18 protein-coding genes, 4 tRNA genes and 1 pseudogene are annotated in these 17966 nt (G+C 73.7%); 13 read left to right on the forward strand and 10 right to left on the reverse strand.

All coding sequences use genetic code 11. The features are described 5' to 3' along the window. Positions 1-38: 38 nt before the first annotated feature. Both E9565_RS12500 and E9565_RS12505 read right to left on the reverse strand, forming a co-directional pair. Entirely contained in the window at positions 39-557 is a 519-nt protein-coding gene (locus E9565_RS12500; RefSeq protein WP_163204623.1) for a MarR family winged helix-turn-helix transcriptional regulator, read from the reverse strand. Between the two features lie 64 nt (positions 558-621). Next, positions 622-882, reverse strand: a complete 261-nt coding sequence (locus E9565_RS12505; RefSeq protein ID WP_163204625.1) for a hypothetical protein — start codon at positions 880-882, stop codon at positions 622-624. Between the two features lie 487 nt (positions 883-1369). Here E9565_RS12505 and E9565_RS12510 point away from each other — a divergent pair, with 487 nt between their 5' ends. From E9565_RS12510 to E9565_RS12520, 3 genes are all read left to right on the forward strand, one after another. Further along, a complete protein-coding gene (locus E9565_RS12510; protein WP_116450883.1) occupies positions 1370-1987 on the forward strand; it encodes a TetR/AcrR family transcriptional regulator in 618 nt (205 codons plus the stop codon). Between the two features lie 1407 nt (positions 1988-3394). Next, the gene (locus tag E9565_RS12515) at positions 3395-3604 is read left to right on the forward strand and encodes an AlpA family transcriptional regulator (RefSeq protein ID WP_116450881.1); all 210 of its coding nucleotides are present in this window, start codon (positions 3395-3397) and stop codon (positions 3602-3604) included. Between the two features lie 174 nt (positions 3605-3778). Beyond that, positions 3779-4435 (forward strand): hypothetical protein, encoded by a 657-nt coding sequence (locus E9565_RS12520; RefSeq protein ID WP_116450880.1) that lies wholly within the window; start codon positions 3779-3781, stop codon positions 4433-4435. A 348-nt stretch (positions 4436-4783) separates the two neighbouring features. Here E9565_RS12520 and E9565_RS12525 read toward each other — a convergent pair whose 3' ends face one another. Beyond that, positions 4784-6010, reverse strand: a complete 1227-nt coding sequence (locus E9565_RS12525) for a hypothetical protein (RefSeq protein WP_116450879.1) — start codon at positions 6008-6010, stop codon at positions 4784-4786. Positions 6011-6171: 161 nt separating this feature from the next. Here E9565_RS12525 and E9565_RS12530 point away from each other — a divergent pair, with 161 nt between their 5' ends. The 3 genes and pseudogenes from E9565_RS12530 to E9565_RS23565 form a co-directional block, all read left to right on the forward strand. Then, complete coding sequence (locus E9565_RS12530) at positions 6172-6567, forward strand: antitoxin Xre/MbcA/ParS toxin-binding domain-containing protein (protein ID WP_116451124.1); 396 nt, start codon at positions 6172-6174, stop codon at positions 6565-6567. 15 nt (positions 6568-6582) lie between these two features. Next, positions 6583-7128, forward strand: coding sequence for an RES domain-containing protein (locus E9565_RS12535; RefSeq protein WP_236835289.1), 546 nt, complete (start codon positions 6583-6585; stop codon positions 7126-7128). Positions 7129-7274: 146 nt separating this feature from the next. Continuing rightward, positions 7275-8225: pseudogene (locus tag E9565_RS23565) on the forward strand (tyrosine-type recombinase/integrase); the annotation flags it as partial. A 203-nt stretch (positions 8226-8428) separates the two neighbouring features. Here E9565_RS23565 and E9565_RS12545 read toward each other — a convergent pair. Continuing rightward, positions 8429-8501 (reverse strand) — tRNA-Lys (locus E9565_RS12545). Between the two features lie 297 nt (positions 8502-8798). Here E9565_RS12545 and E9565_RS12550 point away from each other — a divergent pair. Beyond that, entirely contained in the window at positions 8799-10298 is a 1500-nt protein-coding gene (locus E9565_RS12550; RefSeq protein WP_236835293.1) for a malate:quinone oxidoreductase, read from the forward strand. A 64-nt stretch (positions 10299-10362) separates the two neighbouring features. Here the strand turns inward: E9565_RS12550 and E9565_RS22530 are convergent, their stop codons facing one another. From E9565_RS22530 to E9565_RS12560, 3 genes are all read right to left on the reverse strand, one after another. Further along, positions 10363-10497 (reverse strand): hypothetical protein, encoded by a 135-nt coding sequence (locus E9565_RS22530; protein ID WP_255726020.1) that lies wholly within the window; start codon positions 10495-10497, stop codon positions 10363-10365. 223 nt (positions 10498-10720) lie between these two features. Next, positions 10721-11560: a hypothetical protein gene (locus tag E9565_RS12555; protein WP_236835295.1), complete on the reverse strand. Its 840-nt coding sequence runs from the start codon at positions 11558-11560 to the stop codon at positions 10721-10723. Positions 11561-11588: 28 nt separating this feature from the next. Further along, positions 11589-12464 carry a Rieske 2Fe-2S domain-containing protein gene (locus tag E9565_RS12560; RefSeq protein WP_236835297.1) on the reverse strand — a complete coding sequence of 292 codons (876 nt, stop codon included), beginning with the start codon at positions 12462-12464 and terminating at the stop codon, positions 11589-11591. A gap of 189 nt (positions 12465-12653) precedes the next feature. On the opposite strand from E9565_RS12560, the gene E9565_RS12565 reads away from it, so the two are divergent. The 3 genes from E9565_RS12565 to E9565_RS12575 are packed head-to-tail and all read left to right on the forward strand — an operon-like array spanning position 12654 to position 15072. Further along, on the forward strand, positions 12654-13172 hold the full coding sequence (locus E9565_RS12565; RefSeq protein ID WP_236828265.1) for a GtrA family protein: 519 nt from the start codon (positions 12654-12656) through the stop codon (positions 13170-13172). Between the two features lie 53 nt (positions 13173-13225). After that, the gene (locus E9565_RS23275) at positions 13226-14716 is read left to right on the forward strand and encodes a metallophosphoesterase (protein ID WP_236828264.1); all 1491 of its coding nucleotides are present in this window, start codon (positions 13226-13228) and stop codon (positions 14714-14716) included. Between the two features lie 23 nt (positions 14717-14739). Continuing rightward, on the forward strand, positions 14740-15072 hold the full coding sequence (locus tag E9565_RS12575) for a hypothetical protein (protein ID WP_236835299.1): 333 nt from the start codon (positions 14740-14742) through the stop codon (positions 15070-15072). 16 nt (positions 15073-15088) lie between these two features. Here E9565_RS12575 and E9565_RS12580 read toward each other — a convergent pair whose 3' ends face one another. Beyond that, on the reverse strand, positions 15089-15727 hold the full coding sequence (locus tag E9565_RS12580; RefSeq protein WP_236835301.1) for a hypothetical protein: 639 nt from the start codon (positions 15725-15727) through the stop codon (positions 15089-15091). 84 nt (positions 15728-15811) lie between these two features. On the opposite strand from E9565_RS12580, the gene E9565_RS12585 reads away from it, so the two are divergent. The 3 genes from E9565_RS12585 to E9565_RS12595 all read left to right on the forward strand — a co-directional run bounded on the left by E9565_RS12585 (position 15812) and on the right by E9565_RS12595 (position 16078). Further along, positions 15812-15884: transfer RNA gene (locus E9565_RS12585), tRNA-Glu, on the forward strand. A 23-nt stretch (positions 15885-15907) separates the two neighbouring features. Then, a tRNA-Asp gene (locus E9565_RS12590) sits at positions 15908-15981 on the forward strand. A 23-nt stretch (positions 15982-16004) separates the two neighbouring features. Beyond that, positions 16005-16078, forward strand: a tRNA-Phe gene (locus E9565_RS12595). A gap of 47 nt (positions 16079-16125) precedes the next feature. Here the strand turns inward: E9565_RS12595 and E9565_RS12600 are convergent. Then, positions 16126-17160 carry a hypothetical protein gene (locus E9565_RS12600; RefSeq protein ID WP_236835303.1) on the reverse strand — a complete coding sequence of 345 codons (1035 nt, stop codon included), beginning with the start codon at positions 17158-17160 and terminating at the stop codon, positions 16126-16128. Positions 17161-17327: 167 nt separating this feature from the next. After that, on the reverse strand, positions 17328-17966 hold a 639-nt coding region (locus E9565_RS12605), incomplete at its 5' end, for a phosphodiesterase (protein WP_236835305.1).

Here is a 17966-nt window from a genome sequence, read left to right on the forward strand (position 1 = left end):
CGTGCGAGGGGGGAACGACCGTCTCAGCAGGGGAATCCTCAGGCCGAGACGTGGATCTGACTCTGGGCCGACGGCGGAGGATGGTCCGTCTGCGCACCAGGGAGTCGGGCGTCCAGCCCCGCGTTCAGCCGCTCCAGCAGGGCGGCCAGAGTCCTCCGGTCCTCCGCCGACCAGGAACTGAGCAGTTCCCGGACCAGGCCGCGGCGGGCCTTGCGAGTGGCCGCCACGGCCCGGTGCCCCGTCTCGGTCAGTCGCAGGCGGCACGCCCGCCCGTCCTCCGGATCGGCCTCCCGCGCGATCAGCCCCGACTGCTGCAACGCCGCCACGTGCCTGCTCACCGTGGACGCATCGAGGCCGAGCAGCGCCGCCAACGCACCGTTGCGCAGCGGGCCCTCGTCGCGCAGCCGGCCGAGGATCAGGTACGCGGACCGCTCCAACGGCTGCCCGGACGACTCGGCATGCAGGTGGACCCGTTGCGCCCGCTGAACCAGGTGGGTCAGCTCGCGTTCGATGCGCTCCAACGGCTCGGAGACACCCGCGTCCACGCCTTGTTGCATGGCGCAACCATATACCCGGTCCGAGGCGCTTGCACGTTGCACCGGAGACTCCGTGGCCTCGCGGTCAGCCCGGGCCGCCGGGATCCTGAGCCTGCGGCGGCTGCGCCACCAGCCAGAGTTCGAGCTCGGCGATGCCCCTGGCGGCCTCCCGTCGGAGTTGGGCCTCGTCCTCTTCCGGCTTGCCATGGCCGACCGCGACACTGCGCCGACTGGCACCCATGGCCGCGCACGCCATCCAGCACACCCCAACGGCGAACGATCCCACGGCGCACCAGCCGAAGAAGCGGACGGCTTCCTGGAGCAACAGCGACAAGGCGAAGCCCATCGCGGCACCGCTCGACCCCACCACGCTGTCCTCCACGGCGAGGGCGCCGGGACACCGGGCAGGCCACGGCAAGGCCCCTCAGCAGAGCATCGTTCCTGATCTCGACGGGGACGGGAACAGGAGCTGCCGTCTCGCCAGATTTCTCCGCTCCGGTCAAGGGCCTATCAGATCCCCACCCAGCAACATCGTCGTCGGTGTCCGGATGCGACACCACCAGCAGTTCAGGTTGGAGCAGCCGACCCCGGCGGTCGGCAGTTGATCCCCAGCGATACCGGTCGCGGTGACCATGATGTGGCCATCGTGGCTCAAGGACCGGTCGGCGCCGTGGACAGCAGCTCGGGCATGGGGCCCGACCCGGCGTGCGGTGACCCATCCCCCACAGGCCGCCAGCTCCAGATCACCCCAAGAGACTGCTCCGGAGCAGCGCAGTCTCCGGCAGTCACGCCGAGTTCTTCAGATATGATCTTCCAGTGTCTAATGTCTCCCCATGTCCGGGTCGACGACCGATAGCGCGCAGGCCAGCCGGGGAGGGCGTCCACGCGACCCCACCCGCGACGGCGTAATCCGGGCCGCTGTTCTCCACTTGCTCGCCGCGGTCGGCTACGGCGCGCTGACCATGGACGCCGTGGCCTCTCAGGCCGGCGTCGGCAAGGCCACCATCTACCGGCGCTGGCGGACCAAGCAGGACTTGGTCATCGACATCATCGCCGAGCTCAATCAGGCCGAGATCATCCCGCCCGATACCGGCTCGCTTCGAAGCGACCTGCGCGATCTACTGCACGCGCTGGTGGCCCTCATCAACGGACCGGCCGGGGCAGCCATCCTGTCGCTGCTGTCGACGGTTCCGCACGACCCCACCCTCGCCGAGGCGTTCCGCGGCGGCCCTCTGGACGGCTGGCAGCACGCTTTCGAACACGTATGGGCGCACGCCGCACAGCGCGGGGAGGTACCGCCTGGGCTGGCCGGTACGGTGCTGGCCGAGGCGGCCAGCTCCCTGCTCGTCCAGCGCTGGCTGCTCACCGGCCAGCCGGTCGACGACGCCTACGCCGACGCGGTGCTCGCCGCTGTCCTCCTCCCGCTGCTGACCTCTATCCCGTCGCGCTGAGGTTGGTGCAGGAAGGAACGAGCGAACCCCGCCGGGCACCTGGCATGCGGGCATCGACGCAAAGAAGACCGAGATGGACTCACCTGTCAATGCAACGCCTCAAGATCATCGCGGAGGTTAGGCAATGGCCGAGTTGCGGCGGCCGGGGATGTCGGATCAGCAGTAGGCGCCTCGACCTGTTCGCCGATCTGGTCGTGCAGGGCGGCGATCTTCGCCGCCCGGGCGGCGTCGGCCGCCTCCCGCTGCGCCGGACTCAGCTGCGGTCGCCCACTCCGACTTCCCCTGCCGGTCCGACTGCTGCTCGTGCCGCTGGCCGCGCTGCTTATCGTGGTGCTGGTGCTGGTCATCTGGACCGTCCCGGAACTGGAGCCGACACCGGTACGGGAGGGACCACGGAACAGGTGCCCTGCCACCCATTCCCCCGGCCCGTCCGGCACAGAGCTCTGCTCAGGGGCCGGGAGCGACGGCGGGGGGACGACCGGACCAAGACTGCTTCCGCAGCGGAGCGCCCGAAGGGCGGAAGGATCTTGGTCCGGTCGGGAGGAGGCGGCGCGGGAGGCCCCTACGCTGAGCTGCCGGACGGGTCGGGGGAACAGTAAGGACAGCCCGCCGCAGGCGGACCTTGACGACGGCGCAGCCGGCGCCACGCGCAGCGTGGCCCGAAGGGTGCTCCTGGCCCGCCCCAACGGTCCCGGCGCGACGACGTCGACGGCGCGCCCACCGGATAGCGAGCCTCGATCACCCGACACGCCGCGGAGACCCCTGGCGGACCGATCACGGGCCCCGCGGTCTCGCCGTGCCCCGAGCGAGGTGTCCAGCGCCATGAGTCAAGCTTGGCCAGGCCAGCACGCGCCCGAGGGCGTCCGCCCGGATGTTGTGCACAGCAGCCGTCGTCCACAGGGGCCGATCGCGCAGGAGCGCCCCAATGCTCACGGCCTGCATCGGCTGACTGGAGGACAACTGGAGGAACCCCGGGTCAGTCACCAGCGACCTCCAGTAATTCTCCAGGTCCCGCGGGACACGGGTACCCCGACTGTCGTCGGCCTACGGGAGAACGCGCTTCGGAAGCGCGGGCGGCGCAGGTCGGCGTCGGCCAGGCACAGCGTCGCGGCGGACAACCGGGCACCGGCCGCAGACGAACTGGAGGCGGTCCCGGGACACCGCCTACCGGGACGGCGAACCCAGCCGCAGTCCCGGGGCTGTCCACCGGCGGTCCCGGCGCCGACCCACGGCGTCGGCAGACGGAGGGCCTCCGTCGCTGGCAGGTGACGCGCCACCGGTGGCCGCTAGAGGAGAAAAACCGGAGACCGTCCGAGAAAGCTGGCTGTGAAGTGTCACCACCGGGCCCGAAATGGCGCCTTCTGTGGTGAAGACACCGCCCACCACCGACGACCCCCGGAGCCAGCCATGCCCGACCCCGCCGCCGACCACGAGCCCGAGCTGCTCACCATCACCGAGGCCGCGGACGTACTCCGCGCGCCCGTCGCCACCCTCCGGTACTGGCGACACCTGGGCACCGGCCCGAACAGCTTCCGACTCGGCCGGCGCGTCCTCTACCGCCGCGCCGACTTGCACATCTGGATCGACGCACAAGCAGACCAGCCCCTCCGCCGATAGCCGCTTCCTGAGCGCGGCGGGACCGGGCACCGGACCGCTGCGCACTGCGGGCACACGGGTGACGCCCGGCGGCCAGCCCCGCCTGTGGACGACGACGGTCCTCCACAGAAGCCGAACAGAACCGGCTCCAGCAGCACCGGAACAGCGACGCTCCCATCACCGGAAGCAGGAGCCATGGGATGGATGGGCCCGGTCGTGAACGGCCAGGCGCACGAGGGCTGGGTCGTTCCGCTGTTCGCCGACGGCGCACAAGGCGCGGGCACCACCAGCACCCGCGGCGTGCTGATGGCCCGCCGGCCCGACGACGGGCCCCGCGACGGCGACCGGGTGCGGCTGGCCTACCGCGACGGCGGCACCGCCGAGGGCCTCTGGTCCGACGGCACGATCCTCCGCGGCGACGGGATCGTCCACTCGCACACCAGCCGCCAGGCCGCCTCGAGGTGGTCGACCAGGCGGAGGGAGTGGCGCCCGGACGCGGCGGTCGTCGGGTGGGCCGCCGACCGCACCTGCGGCTGGCGCGGCACCTGCTGGACCCGCGTACCACCGGAGCTGGCCGACCCGGCGGCGCGGCGGCTCGCCGTCACCGGCCCGTGGGCCGATCTGGACGCCGCCGACGAGCACCGGGTGATGACCGAATGGCGCCGGCACATCGCCGGATGGCAGGCCCTGGAGGAGGTGGAGCAGGCCGCCGCCCGGCAGGCTGCCGCCGCCCGCGCCCTGGATGAGGCGGTCCGCGCCGCGGTCGCCGCCGGGGCCTCGGAGGCCGATATCGGCCGGGCCACCGGCGTGACCGGCCGGTCGGCGACCGAGCGGTGGTCCGCCCGTGGCTGAGCAGGCGGCCGGCCAGCCCGGACCGAACGAGCAAACCCCGCCAAGGGCGGCGCATCCCGCTCGTCGTCGACCTCGACGGCGAGCCGCTGGCGCCGCTGCGCGCCCTGGAAGAGATCCTGCTGTGCCTGGGCACGTGGGAGGACGACGACCGGTGGGATCCGGGCACCGGCACGGAGCCGCTGCGGGTGCCGGCGCCACTGGCCGACCGGGTCGCCTTCGCCGCTGTCCAGCGCCCTCGTGCCCAAGCCAGTCCCGGGGACCCGGGTGCGGCCGGGTGCTCGCTCCGGCCGCTACGAGTACGCGCTCACCCCGCCCGCCGCTGGAGTCGACGGTGACCGCCCGTCCTGGTCACGCCACTCGCCGGCCGAGGTTGGCGCGGATGTCGGCGGCTACGTCCGAGAGATGCCGGTAGGTGTCCGTGGGCAGCCGCCAGCCGTTTCCCGCCTCGGCGAGGACGTCGTTCGCCGCCCGGGTGGACAGTGCGGCTTGCTCGGCATCCCGGGAGATCTTGTTGAGTCGCCAGCTGGGCGAGGCGGGCATGCGGTCGATCTCGGCCAGTTCGCGCTGACGTGCCCGCACGGCGTGCTCGCGCCAGCTGTTGATCATGCTGCTGGCGCCGTCCGGGCAGCAGGAGCTCTCCGGGCAGACCAGCGTGGCCCGCAGCAGCCGGTTCTCGAGCAGCTTCTGGCCATGGCTGCGGTCGAGGCTGCGGCCGAAGGCGGTGAAGTACACGTTGGCCTCTCCGCCGCCCGTGCGGGGCTTGTCGCTGGGACGCTTGCGGGCCAGCAACTGGGGATAGTGGCCGGCCTCGCCGTGCCCGGGACCGGTCTCGTAGCCGGCGGCTCCCACGCCGGTCAGGGCTGCGCCGTAGAGGCCTTGACGCCAGGACAGCACCCGCCGTCCGGCGGCGGCGTGCTGGGTGGCGGTCATCAGCGTGGCGATGGCGTCGTAGCTGGCGGCCCGCTGCTTGGACCAGGACATCGACAGCGCCACGTAGCGGGTGTTCATCTCGTCGGCGGTTGCGAGGAACGGGTCCAGCCCGGCCGCCCAGGTGGACTGGGGGCCGAACTGGTGCAGGGATGCGGCGAAGACGGGCGCGACGGGCAGGTCGATGTCTTCGCGCTCCAGATAGCGGGCGGTCCGGATCAGCAGGCTGCGGTTGACCTCCAGCCAGGCGCTGTTTCGCCGGTCGACGTAGACGTAGGGCGGAATGAGCACCGTGGCGCCCTGCTCGCGCTGGAAGCCGATCACCTGGTCGATCAGTTCGTCCTGCAGTTCGTGGTGGCCGAGGTCTGCCGGGGTCAGCTTGTCTGCGGTCGCGTACGGCAGTCGCGCCCAGCCATTGCTCGGCGACTGCTGATCGGCCAGCAGCGGGGTGAGCGGGTCGACCAAGAACGGCACCCCGGCCGCATCCGCAGTCTCCCGCAGGCCCGGCCGCTCCACCGCCACCTGCGCATCGGCAACCACGCCGGTGAGGGGCAACTCCCGCAGGGGCCACAGTCCGCTGGCGGCCGGGGCGCACAGATCCTTGACGAGCAGGTGGTCACCGCGACCGGCCCTGATCAACAGATCCATCGGTGGGTCTCCAACCACAGAGTTACCGAACTGTGACGCTTGCGGGGTGAACTCTAGCACGAACTTGACGATGTACCTACCGGTGAACAGTGAGAGTGTATAGCGTCTACCTCGCAGGCCGAACGGACCGATCGGCGCTGCCTCAGAAGGAGACCAGTCAGATGAGCCCGACCCGCACCGCCGCGGCGGCGTCCCAGCCTGCGCCGCACGATCCGGCCGGAGACTCCCCCGTCTACCGCCATGTCGTGGCCGACACGCGCCGCGCGCTCACCCTCACCGAGATCGGGGAGATCGTCGGCGCCGGAGAACGCGCAGTGCAGAAATGGGCCGCCGGCGCCGCGCGGCCCGAGGGCACCAAGCGCGACCGGCTACTGGAGCTGCAGTACGTCATCGCAGAACTCTCCGACGTCTACAAGCCCGAAGGCATCGACATCTGGCTGCACGCCCGGCAACGCGCCCTAGGCGACCGTCGCCCGATCGACGTACTCAAGGCAGGCGACTTCGAGACCGTGCTGCAACTAGTGCAGCGCCTCGCCGGCGGGCCGAAGGTTCGGTAAGGCGTGCAGCGCTCCATGGCCGAACGCGTCGCGGCCGTGCCACCGATCAGCGTGCACGGCACCTTCTACCGACACGCGGCGGTCAACCGCGACGCCTTCGCCGGCGGCGACCAGGGACGCTGGGGAGAGACGTTTCCCGTCATCTACCTCGGCCGTCCACCGGCGTCAGTCACCGCCGAGGCCTACAGGCACCTGGTCGAGGCCTACGGCATCCCCGTCGAGCTTGTGCAGCCGCGCCGCTTCTACACCGTCACCGTGGATGTCGACGCGGTGCTCGACCTCACCAACGCCCACAACCTCGCCGCCGTGGGACTCTCCGCTGCCGACCTGAGGTCCGAGGTCGACGACTACGCCGCCTGCCAGCGCATCGCCGCCGCCGCCCACCAGCTCGAGCTGCATGCCGTCCTCGCCCCCTCGGCCACCGGCCTGGGTGAGACGCTCGCGCTCTTCCGGGAACGGATCACCCTGCGGGAGATGCCGGTCGTGCGCACCGAGGAGACCTGGAACACGCTGCCGGCCGACCCGCGCCAGCTCCGCGCCGTCCCGCCCAGGCAGGCCTGACCCAAGCCACCCCATTCAGGACGGGAGTTTGCGGGAACCATGCCGCTCAGCGGCGAGCGGCATAATCATGTCCGGGATGACGAGGGCCGCCTGTTGTCAGAGGTGTCCGGCACGCTGGAGACACATACCTCGCTACGGAGGTCCTCATGGACGGCTCGATCACCCGCATCACACTCAGCGACGGCTCTACCCGCTACCGCGCTCGGTATCGCGACCCGGGCGGTCGCCAGCACGAGCGACGCTTCGCACGGAAGGTCGACGCCCAGCGCTGGCTCGACGAGGCGACCTCGGCTCTGGTCACGCAGACATGGACGGCGCCGGAGCGAGGCCGGGTCACCGTCGCCGACTGGGCCGACCGATGGCTGTCCTCGCAGACCGGGGTCAAGCCGAGCACCCTCTACCGGTACGGGAACCTGCTGCGGACCCACGTGCTGCCGTCGTGGGGTCGGCACCGGCTCGTCGACGTCACCCACGCCGACGTCGCCGTGTGGGTGGCTGGGCTACTGACGCAGGGGTCCGCCCCGGGCACGGTCCGCCAGGCCCACCGCGTCTTCTCACTCCTCCTGGGCCTCGCCGTCCGCGACGGGCGCATTCCCCGCAACCCGGCCGAGCGCGTACCCCTGCCACGAGTGACGCGGCAGGAGCCGCGGTTCCTCACCCATGACGAGGTCGAGCGGCTCGCCGACGCGGCGAATGAGGACGGGGACGTCATCCGATTGCTCGCCTACACCGGACTGCGCTTCGGCGAGATGGCCGCCCTGCGGGTGCGCCGGATCGACTTCCTCCGGCGCCGACTCACCATCGCCGAAGCGGTCACCGAGGTCGGCGGGCGGCTGGAGTTCGGCACACCGAAGACCCATCAGCGGCGGACCGTGCCCCTGCCCGCGACCCTCGCCGAGTCCCTGGCCCGCCACTGCGCGGGCAAGCAGGGCGACGACCTGCTGATGGCCACGGCCAGCGGCACGGTGCTGCGGCTGCGGAACTGGCGTCGGGCTGTCTTCGATCCGGCGGTCCGGACGGCCGGGCTGAGCGACGTCACCCCGCACGACCTGCGGCACACCGCCGCCTCTCTCGCGGTCGCCAGCGGCGCGACCGTCAAGAGCGTCCAGCGGATGCTCGGGCACGCCTCGGCGGCCATGACGCTGGACGTGTACTCCGGCCTGTTCGACGACGACCTGACCGCGTTGGCCGACCGGATGGACGCCGCCGCGCGGGCAGCCGCGGACGCGCGTGTGGGCGCCGTGTGGGCGCGACCACCAGCCGAGACTCGCGGGATAGGTAAACGTGCAGGCCAGCGCGGTGGGCCCCGTGGGGATCGAACCCACAACCCGCGGATTAAAAGTCCGCTGCTCTGCCAGTTGAGCTAGAGGCCCGGGCGCGCGGCCGGCGGTCCGGCGGCGCCCGGCCGAAGGCTACCGCCGGTCGCCCGCCGGCCTCCGGTGCCGGGACGAGGAAAGCCCGGAGAGGTCCGGGCAGGAGCCGCTCCGGCGACCGCTGGATCGCCCGCGCAGCGGCCCCGGCAGGTCCGGAACTAACCTTGACGGGCTGCGCCCACGAGGCGCCGTGACACACCTCATACGCCCGCGATCGCATGCAGCGGCCGAATCCGGCCGACGATCGAAGAGGAGGCGCTGCGGCGCCGGGCCGAGCACACAGCCAGAGAGGCAGACGTGACTTCCGAGCGCAGCGTTCCCGACAGCGCGAACCCTGACGTCGTACTCGTCGGCGGCGGCATCATGAGCGCCACCCTGGCGCAGCTGCTGCACCTGGTCGCCCCCGAGTGGAGCGTGGCCGTCTTCGAGTCGGGCAGCGCCGTCGCCGGTGAGAGCTCGGGCCCGTGGAACAACGCCGGCACCGGGCACGCCGCCCTCTGCGAGCTGAACTACACCCCCGCCGGACCCGACGGGCAGGTCGACCCGAGCAAGGCCATCACGATCAACGAGCAGTTCCAGGTCTCGCGCCAGTTCTGGTCGCACCTGGTCCGCGCCGGCATGACGGGCTCGCCCAAGGACTTCATCTCCCCCGTCCCCCATCTGAGCTTCGTCAGCGGCGAGCAAGGGCGCAGCTACATGCGCAACCGGTACGCCGCCCTGAGCGCCCAGCCCCTCTTCGCGGAGATGGAGTACTCGGAGAGCCAGGCCGAGCTGGCCGGGTGGCTGCCGCTGATGATGGAGGGCCGGGACCCGGAGCAGGTCGTCGCCGCCACCCGCTCGGCCGCGGGCACCGACGTCAACTTCGGCGCCCTCACCCGCCTCATGCTCGACGACGCCGCCACCCGCGGCGTGAACGTGCACGTCAACCAGCGGGTGGACGCCCTCGAGCGGGAGAGCGACGGCCGCTGGAAGGTCACCGTCCGCGACACCCGCTCCGGCGACCGGGTCACGATGCGCACCCGGTTCGTCTTCGTCGGCGCCGGCGGTGGCGCGCTGCCCCTGCTGCAGCAGGCGGGCATCCCCGAGATCCGCGGCTTCGGTGGCTTCCCCGTCAGCGGCATGTTCCTGCGCAGCCGGTCACCCGAGCTGGTCAGCCGCCACCAGGCCAAGGTCTACGGCCAGGCCGCCGTCGGTGCCCCGCCGATGTCCGTGCCGCACCTGGACCTGCGGCTGATCGACGGCGAGTACTCGCTGCTGTTCGGCCCCTACGCCGGTTTCTCGCCCAAGTTCCTCAAGGCCGGGTCGATGTTCGACCTGCCCAAGAGCGTCAAGCCGAACAACCTGGGCTCCATGCTCGGCGTGGCCCGCACCGAGATGGCGCTCACCAAGTACCTGATCGGCGAGCTGCTGCAGACCCGCTCGGCCCGGCACCGCACGCTGCAGGCCTTCGTGCCCACCGCCGAGCAGGACGACTGGGACATGGTCACCGCCGGCCAGCGGGTGCAGGTCATCAAGCAGGACCCGAAGTCGGGCAAGGGCGTGCTGCAGTTCGGCACCGAGCTCATCGTCGGCGGGGACGGCAGCATCGCCGGCCTGCTCGGCGCCTCCCCCGGTGCCTCGACCGCCGTCTCGGCCATGCTGACGCTGATCGAGCGCTGCTTCCCGGAGCGCCTCGACGCCTGGCGGCCGCGCCTGCGGGAGGCGATCCCCTCCTACGGCCGCCCGCTGAACGACGAGCCCGCGCTGCTGGCCGAGGTGCGCGCCGAGACCATGCAGACGCTCGAGCTCAACGGCTGATCCACCGCACGCCCCGCGCCCGGGGAACCGCTCCCTCCGAGGACCGGTTCTCCGGGCGTCGTCGTCACAGCACGTCGAGCACCAGGAGCAGGACGAGGGTCAGCAGCGCCGACAGGAGCAGCGAGCCGAGGCAGCCGAGCCGGCTGGAGAAGAGGAAGAACACCGCGTCCAGGTGCCCACGGACCCCCGTGGCCCACACCTCCTGTGCAGCGCGTCACCCCCGTACGCGCTCGACCACCCATTCAGGGGATCGCGGGCTGGCCGGACGACTACGTACCGTCATCACCGTTCCGGTCGGAGCGCGTCACCGTGCCCCGTCCGCCGCATCGTCCGCCCCCGCGCCCCCGGCGCCGGGGCGGGTACGACCCCGGCCCGGCTGACCCGTTCCCCCCGGGGCGGCCGGGCCGGCTTCTTCCCGGCCCTCAGCGCCGGCACACCTCCCGCACCAGCCCGGTGAGCGCCGTCCGCAGGCCGTCGTCGACCGGGAGGTCGACCACCGCCTCCGGCCGCCCGCCGATCCGGACCCCCACCGGGAACAGGTGCGGCTGCTTCACCTCGGCCAGCACGTGGGCGTCGCAGGTGGCGAGCGTGAAGACCACGCCGCCCGCTGCCGCCACACCACCCCGGGGGAGTTCCAGGGGCAGCTCCGCCGTGACGTCGAACTGGACGTTGCCCCCGACCCGGCCGACGACGACCTCGTCCTCCGTGCCGAGCCGGGTCATGAGCAGGCGGCCGGTGAGCCGTTCCGGCCCCGCCTGCAACCGGTCCACGCGGAGCTCGACCGCCTCGGCCACCGCACGGGCCGCGCACTCCTCCTCGTGCACCCGGGCGAGCGTGTCGCCCTCCAGCGGCACCCGCACCTCTTCCACCGAGCCGTCCGGGCGGAGCAGGGTCAACCGCGCCGCCGGCGCGCCGCCGCCGCCGGAGCACACCGCCTCGCCGTAGGGCGTGGGCAGGTCGGTGACCCGCCCGGGCACGAACGCCGCGTCGACCTCCGTCGGCGGGAGCGGCACGAAGCCGGGGGCGTCCAGCGCCACCCCGGTCACCGTGTACGGCTCGCCCCCGGTGTGGGAGACCCGCACCTGGACGCGCCCGCCGACCGCCGCGTCGGTGCGCAGGCGGACGGCCTCGGCGGCGACGCCGGGCACCCGAGGCGCGACGGTCGACGCCGTGGCCACCGCCTCCGACCGCGGCGCACCCGGCTCGGCACCGCAGGCAGCGAGGAGCAGCGCGCCCACCAGCGCCGCGGCCCACCGCCCCATGCCGCCGCAGCGTAGGGCGGCACCCGCCTCAGCGGTGGCGGCTCGGCACCCGGGCCTTCACCCGGCCGGCGTCCATGCGGACCTCGAGCTTCTCCTGCGGGTTGGCCGCCGGCCCGCGGCGCGGCTCACCGTTGTCGAGGTCGAACGCCGAACCGTGCCACGGGCACACCAGGCACTCGCTGCCGCGCACCGTCTCCAGGGTGCCCTCGTCCAGCGGGCCCGACAGGTGCGAGCAGGCGCCGACGAAGACGTCCACCCGGGCGCCGCGGCGGACGACCGCCAGCGGGACGGACATGCTGCCGCCCTTGCCCGCCCGCATCGTCGGCCGGCCGTCGGGCAGGTCGTCGAGCGGGCCGAGGTCGATCCAGTCGGTGGTCAGCGCGCGGACGGCGGTCGCCGCGTGCGAGGCCCCGGAGGACTGCGCGTAGGACATGTGCCCGCCGATCGCCGCCGAGCTGCCGGCCAGGCCCAGCCCCGCGTAGGCCAGCGCCCGGCCCAGCGCGCCCCGGCCACGGGCGCGGGCCACCAGCGATCCCCCGTAGAGCCCCAGCGCCGCGGCGTTCATCACCGCGTGGAGCGCGCCGAGCCGGCGGACCCCCGCCCCCTGCTCCGACCAGTCCGCCGCGCCGGACATGGCGGCCGGCACGGCGGCGGCGATGCCGGTCCCGATCAGCGCGGTGGCCGCGGGCCGCAGCGGCGGCACGGCGTCCAGCAGGCCGGCGGAGACCCAGCTCCCCACCGGGACCTGCACCAGCACCGGGTGCAGCGGGTGCCCCAGCCAGGTGCCGTGCAGGACGTCCTTGACCGCGCTCGGCATGCCCTGGACGGCGCGCCGGGCCGGCCCGATGGCCTTGTCGAACGCCGTCACGTCGCCGATGCGGTCCAGGAAGCCCATGAGACTCATGGGCCGCCCCTACCCCCGCGGCCCCGGCCCGACGCACGGGAGGACGACGACTCCGCGGCGGAACCCACAGGTGACCGTGAGCAAGGACACGGGTGGTTGCCAGCCGCACCAGGCATGTATTGGCGTGACAGGGGTTCCCCCCGGGTGAATCCTTGATCCACCGCCCTGCCCACCTGCCGAAGGACCCCCGTGACCTGCGTGTCCCCGCTCCGCCGCGGTCAGGCCGCCGACCCCGTCGGCGACCTGCCGGATGCGACGGCGCCCGGGGGGCACGCGGCCGCCGGCCGGGTGGCCACCTACCTGCGCGGGGATGCGATCCCGGCCCAGTTCCTGCGGTTCGTGCTGGTCGGCGGGGCGAGCACCGTCGTCTACGCGCTGCTCTTCGTCGCCGGGCACGGCTGGGGCTACCTGACGTCGCACCTCGTGGCGACGGCGGCGTCGACCGTGCTGGCCAACGAGCTGCACCGTCGCCTGACCTTCCACGCCGACGAACGGGTGCACTGGTTCACCGCCCAGTGGGAGGCCGGTGGGGTCACCGTCCTGGGTCTGCTGGCCACCAGCACCGCCCTCGGCCTGCTCGACGCGCTCACCGGCGACGACCAGCCGGTCCTGCAGATCGCGACGGTCGTCGGCGTGACCGCCTTCATCGGTCTCCTCCGCTTCATCGCGCTGCGCTGGATCTTCCGCCCGGTTCCGGCGCGGGCCTGACACGGGCCCTCCGCACCTGATCCGCGGTCCGGACATCGCTTAGCCTCGGCCCGGTGAGCGAGCCCACCGCGTCGACGTCCCCGTGGCCGGGCCGTGCCCGCGTGGCCGCGCTCTGGTCGGCACGCGTCGCGCTGGCCCTGGCCGGGGCACTCGTCGCCGTCCTGCTCTTCGCCAAGGTGTCGGCACCGATCGGCCCCTTCGACGCCACGCTCGCCTTCCGCCCCGCGCCCGGTGGCGCCGTGGTAGCCGTCCCCCCGCTGGGGTCCCTCGCGGTGGACGCCTACGACGGCCCGCTGCGGCTGGACATCTCGCTGCAGTCGGTCGACCAGGCGCGCGCGCAGGCGCTGGCCACCGACCCGGTGCGGCTGGCGGGGGTCGTGGACCGGGTGACGGAGGACCTGCAGTCGGCCGTGGTCCGGCTGGTCTGGGTCACCGTGCTGGTGGCGCTCGCCGGCGCGGCGCTCACCTCCTGGCTGGTGCTGCGCCGGCGCCGGGAGCCGCTGATCGCCGTCGGCATCACCACGGCGCTGCTCGCCGGCACCGGCGGCCTGGGCGCCGCGACGTGGCGACCCGAAGCGCTGTCCCAGCCCACCTACACCGGCCTGCTGGTCAACGCCAACAGCCTCATCGGCAGCGCGCAGGACCTCGTCGCCCGGTTCGACGCCTACCGTGCGTCGCTGGAGGACCTGGTGGCCAACGTGGGCACCCTCTACGCCACGCTCTCCGCCCTGCCCACCCCCAGCGGCACGGGCGACTCGGTGGTCCTGCTGCACATCTCCGACATCCACCTCAACCCGGCCGGCTTCGACCTCACCCGGCAGGTCGCGGAGAAGTTCGAGGTCGACGGCATCCTCGACACCGGCGACATCACCGACTGGGGCTCCGAGCCCGAGAACCGGCTGATCACCGCGGTCGGCGACCTCGACGTCCCCTACGTCTACATCCGCGGCAACCACGACTCGGCCACCACGGCGGGCATCCTCGCCGCCCAGCCCAACGTGACCGTCCTGGACGACTCGGCGGTCACGGTCGCCGGCATCCGCATCGTCGGTGCCCCCGACCCCCGGTTCACCCCCGACAAGAGCACCGGTGACGACGACGCGGGCGTCGACGTCCTGGAGCGCTCCGGCGAGGAGCTGGCGGACTTCACCCGCACGCTCGCCGAGGAGCCGGCGATCGCGATGGTCCACGACCCGAAGCAGGCGCCGCCGCTGGACGGGCTGGTGCCGCTCGTGCTGGCCGGGCACACCCACAACCGGGTGGTGGAGGAACTGGCGGACGGGACCCTGCTGATGGTGCAGGGCTCGACCGGCGGGGCCGGCCTGCGGGCGCTCGAGGGCGAGTACCCCGAGCCGCTCACCTGCACGGTGCTCTACCTCGACCCGGAGACCGGCGCGCTGCAGGCCTACGACGACATCACGCTCGGCGGGCTCGGCGCGACCGAGGTCACCGTGGAGCGCACCCTGGTCGGCGCGGACCCCGCCGCGACCGACGCAGAGGCCCCGGCCGTCGAGCCGCTCGTCCCGGCCTCCCCGGCGGACTGACCGCGGGGTCCTAGGCTCGACGCATGACGACGCCGACCCGCGCCGCCCGCCTCGCCGCAGGAGCCCTCGCCGGCGGCCTCTCCCTCGCGGCCCTCACCGGCTGCAGCTTCTCGTCGCAGAACGTCTCCTGCAGCGGGGGCACCTGCACGGTGACCCTCACCGGCACGGGGGCGGAGGCGGAGATCCTCGGCACCACGCTGTCCTTCGACAGCGTCCAGGACGGCCGCGCCTCGCTCACCGTCGGCGGGGCCACGGTCTCCTGCGCGCAGGGCGAGAGCGTCTCCGCCGGCCCGCTGGAGCTCGCCTGCTCCAGCGTCACCGACGACTCGGTGGAGCTCCGCGCCACCGTCGGCTGAGCAGCCCCGTGCCGGCTCAGGACGGGTGCGCGACCTCCACGACCACCCGCGTCGGGGCCTCGAGCAGGTACACCCGGAAGGGCGCCTGGGTGCCCGTCCCGACGAACGACGTCGTGACGCCCTCGAACGTCGCCGCGAAGGCCACCTCGGTCACCGTGCTCGTGCCCGGGCCGGTCACCGGCCCCGGCGCGGCGAACTCCTCGACGCCGGTGTCGTAGGGGTAGCCGGCCCCGGTGAGCTGCACCTGCAGGACGGCGTCCCCCGCGAGCTGGACCTCCTGCCCGCGGCCGGGCTCCGTCGCCTGGTCGACGTACCGGACGTCCCAGCCGGGGGTCCCGGTGCCGTCGAGCTCGAAGACCACCCGGTCGAAGCCGTCGTGCGCCCCGACCCGGACGTCCCGCACGGTGACGCGCGCGTCGGCGGAGGGGTCGGCGGTCTCCGGCCCGGTGTCGAGATCGGCCGCGACCGGCGCCTCCGAGGTGGTGGTGGCGCCCGGCTCCTCCCCGGGCTCCGGCGACGGCGCGCTCGCCGGGGCGCTGCTCGTGGCCGCGCCGGTGGACGACGACTCCCCCACGTCGCCGTTCCCGGCGCACCCCGAGAGGGCTACGAGGGAGGCGAGGACGGCGGGGAGGACCAGCTGGGGACGGGCGCGCACGCGACACAGCCTCGCACCCGGGGACCCCCGCGCGGAGGAGGCGCGAGGGGCATGTATTGTTCTCGCTGCCCCCGGCGAACACGAGCCCCCATCGTCTAGCGGTCCAGGACGCCGCCCTTTCAAGGCGGTAGCACGGGTTCGAACCCCGTTGGGGGCACGCAGCACCAGCACCACCAGCAAGGCCCTGTAGCGCAGTTGGTTAGCGCGCCGCCCTGTCACGGCGGAGGTCGCGGGTTCGAGTCCCGTCAGGGTCGCTCTCCGGTGAGATCACCGGGAGGGGCAGGTAGCTCAGTCGGTACGAGCGCTCGCCTGAAAAGCGAGAGGTCGGCGGTTCGACCCCGCCCCTGCCCACACTCTCCTCGCACACGGGCCCGGCAGCTGCCGGGCCCGTCGTCGTCCTAGGCCCAGCTGCGATCGGCCACGACCTGCGCGTAGACCTCGCCGTGCACCTCGCGGACGGCGGCCCGCTGCTCCTCCCGCCAGCCGCGGTCGGCCGGCCGGGGCATCGGCCGGGTCAGCGCCGCGCCGATCGCGGCGGCCAGCGAGACCGGGTCCAGCCCCGCCCGCTCGTCGTTGGTGTAGGGCACCACGTCCGACCACTGGTCGGCGAACCACCCGCAGCTGGGCGCCACCACGCGGGTGCCGACGTCGCGGCAGATCTCCACGTCCGGGGAGTGGGTGCCGCACCGCTCGGGGAGGACGGCCACGTGCAGCTGCTGCAGCTGGCCCGCCCACTCGCCATCGGCGCAGCGCACGATCTCGAGCTCGCCGGCGTCGGCGAGGGCGACGATGCCGGGGTCCAGCGCCGGGGCGACCGCCGCGTCGACCAGGACCCGCAGCCGGCCGCCGCCGGACAGCGCGCCGGACAGCGCCGCGCGCACCATGCCCACGGGGTCGGGCACCGCGCCGGACGCCGGGCCGACCCGCAGCCCGACCAGCCCGCGCTCGGCCCCCAGCTCCGGATCGGGGACGGCGAGGGAGGGGTGCGCCACCACGATCGCGGTCCGCCCGTAGCGCTCGGCGATCTCGTCGGCGGCGCCCACGGTCAGGGTGAGCACGACCTCCGCGGTGGCCAGCACCGCGGCGAGCTGCGCGTCGCGTCCCCCCGGCGCCGGGCCGGCGTCGCGCAGCTGGTGGACGGTGACGACCAGCGGGATGCCCAGCCGCTGCAGCTCCTCGGCCCACGCCTCGGGTTCGGCGGGTCCCGGGTGCCCGTACCCGACGTGCAGGTGCACGACGTCGACCTCGGCGGCGTGGGCGGCCAGGTGGGCGCGGTCGAGCCACGGCGCCGGTTCACCGGGGACACCCACCCGCACGACCCCGGCGGGCAGCACGGCGTCGACGTAGGGGCCGGCATGCGGGATGGACACCACCCGGATACCGGCCCCCGGCGTCGGGGGCAGCCCCGGGAGCGGGGGTTCAGCGTGCGTCACGCGGCGGCGGTTCTCCTCGTGCGGTCGAGCCACGACGGCACCGCGGTGCCGCTCGACGTCCTCAGCGCCCGCCGACGTCCTTGCGGCTGCGCCGGTCATGCCTACCCCACCGCCTCCGCGGCCAACCCGTGATCAACTCCATCGGGTGAGTGGGCGGCGCCGGCGTGTCAGGACCCGACCCGGCGCGCGGTCAGGTACGCCGGCTCCCGGAAGCGGGCGAGCGGGCCGTCGGCCACCAGGCCCGGTGGCGGGTGGCGGACGGCGTCGAAGCGCAGCCCGGTGTCCAGCGGGCCGTGCGCCCCGGTGGTCCGCAGCGTGGCGAAGGGCCGCCACCCCTGCACCCCGGGCGCGACGGCGAGCGTGAACTGCACCGTGCCGGCCGCCGCCGCCACCGGCTCCGGGTCCGACGGCAGCGGGGCGACGTCGGGGAAGGCGGCCAGGCGCACCGGCCCGGCCGCCGACCGGTAGGCCATGATCGAGCCGTAGGTGGCCGCCGCGTCCGAGCGGAGCACCGGCACCCGCCGCGCCAGCGGGCCCCGGCCGCTCGTCGACAGCAGGAGGTCGACCGGTTCGTCGTCGTCACCCGGCAACCGGACGGCCAGCCCCAGGACGTCGGGCAGCGGGGCCGGGAGCCCGGCGCCGCGCGAGAACCGGATCACCGCCCCGGTGGTGCCGCTGCCGTCCAGCCACGGGACACCCAGCGGCGGCTCGGCCCCGTGCCGCTCCAGGACGGCGTCGAGCACCGCGCCGCGCGGGTGGATCGGCCGGCCGCGCCGCCACCCCGCCCCCGCGCCCAGCGGCCCCGC

It is taken from the genome of Blastococcus sp. KM273129 (assembly GCF_021698995.1).
In the GTDB taxonomy this organism is placed as follows: Bacteria; Actinomycetota; Actinomycetes; order Mycobacteriales; family Geodermatophilaceae; genus Blastococcus.

Bases quoted from the DNA above. Each gene is read 5' to 3' on its own strand.
- E9565_RS12535 (WP_236835289.1), top strand. From the start codon at position 6,583: ATGGCCGAACGCGTCGCGGCCGTGCCACCGATCAGCGTGCACGGCACC.
- E9565_RS12505 (WP_163204625.1), bottom strand. From the start codon at position 882: ATGGGCTTCGCCTTGTCGCTGTTGCTCCAGGAAGCCGTCCGCTTCTTC.
- E9565_RS12510 (WP_116450883.1), top strand. From the start codon at position 1,370: ATGTCCGGGTCGACGACCGATAGCGCGCAGGCCAGCCGGGGAGGGCGT.
- E9565_RS12515 (WP_116450881.1), top strand. From the start codon at position 3,395: ATGCCCGACCCCGCCGCCGACCACGAGCCCGAGCTGCTCACCATCACC.
- E9565_RS12560 (WP_236835297.1), bottom strand. From the start codon at position 12,464: ATGAGTCTCATGGGCTTCCTGGACCGCATCGGCGACGTGACGGCGTTC.
- E9565_RS12555 (WP_236835295.1), bottom strand. From the start codon at position 11,560: ATGGGGCGGTGGGCCGCGGCGCTGGTGGGCGCGCTGCTCCTCGCTGCC.
- E9565_RS12525 (WP_116450879.1), bottom strand. From the start codon at position 6,010: ATGGATCTGTTGATCAGGGCCGGTCGCGGTGACCACCTGCTCGTCAAG.
- E9565_RS12530 (WP_116451124.1), top strand. From the start codon at position 6,172: ATGAGCCCGACCCGCACCGCCGCGGCGGCGTCCCAGCCTGCGCCGCAC.
- E9565_RS12500 (WP_163204623.1), bottom strand. From the start codon at position 557: ATGCAACAAGGCGTGGACGCGGGTGTCTCCGAGCCGTTGGAGCGCATC.
- E9565_RS12575 (WP_236835299.1), top strand. From the start codon at position 14,740: ATGACGACGCCGACCCGCGCCGCCCGCCTCGCCGCAGGAGCCCTCGCC.
- E9565_RS12520 (WP_116450880.1), top strand. From the start codon at position 3,779: ATGGGATGGATGGGCCCGGTCGTGAACGGCCAGGCGCACGAGGGCTGG.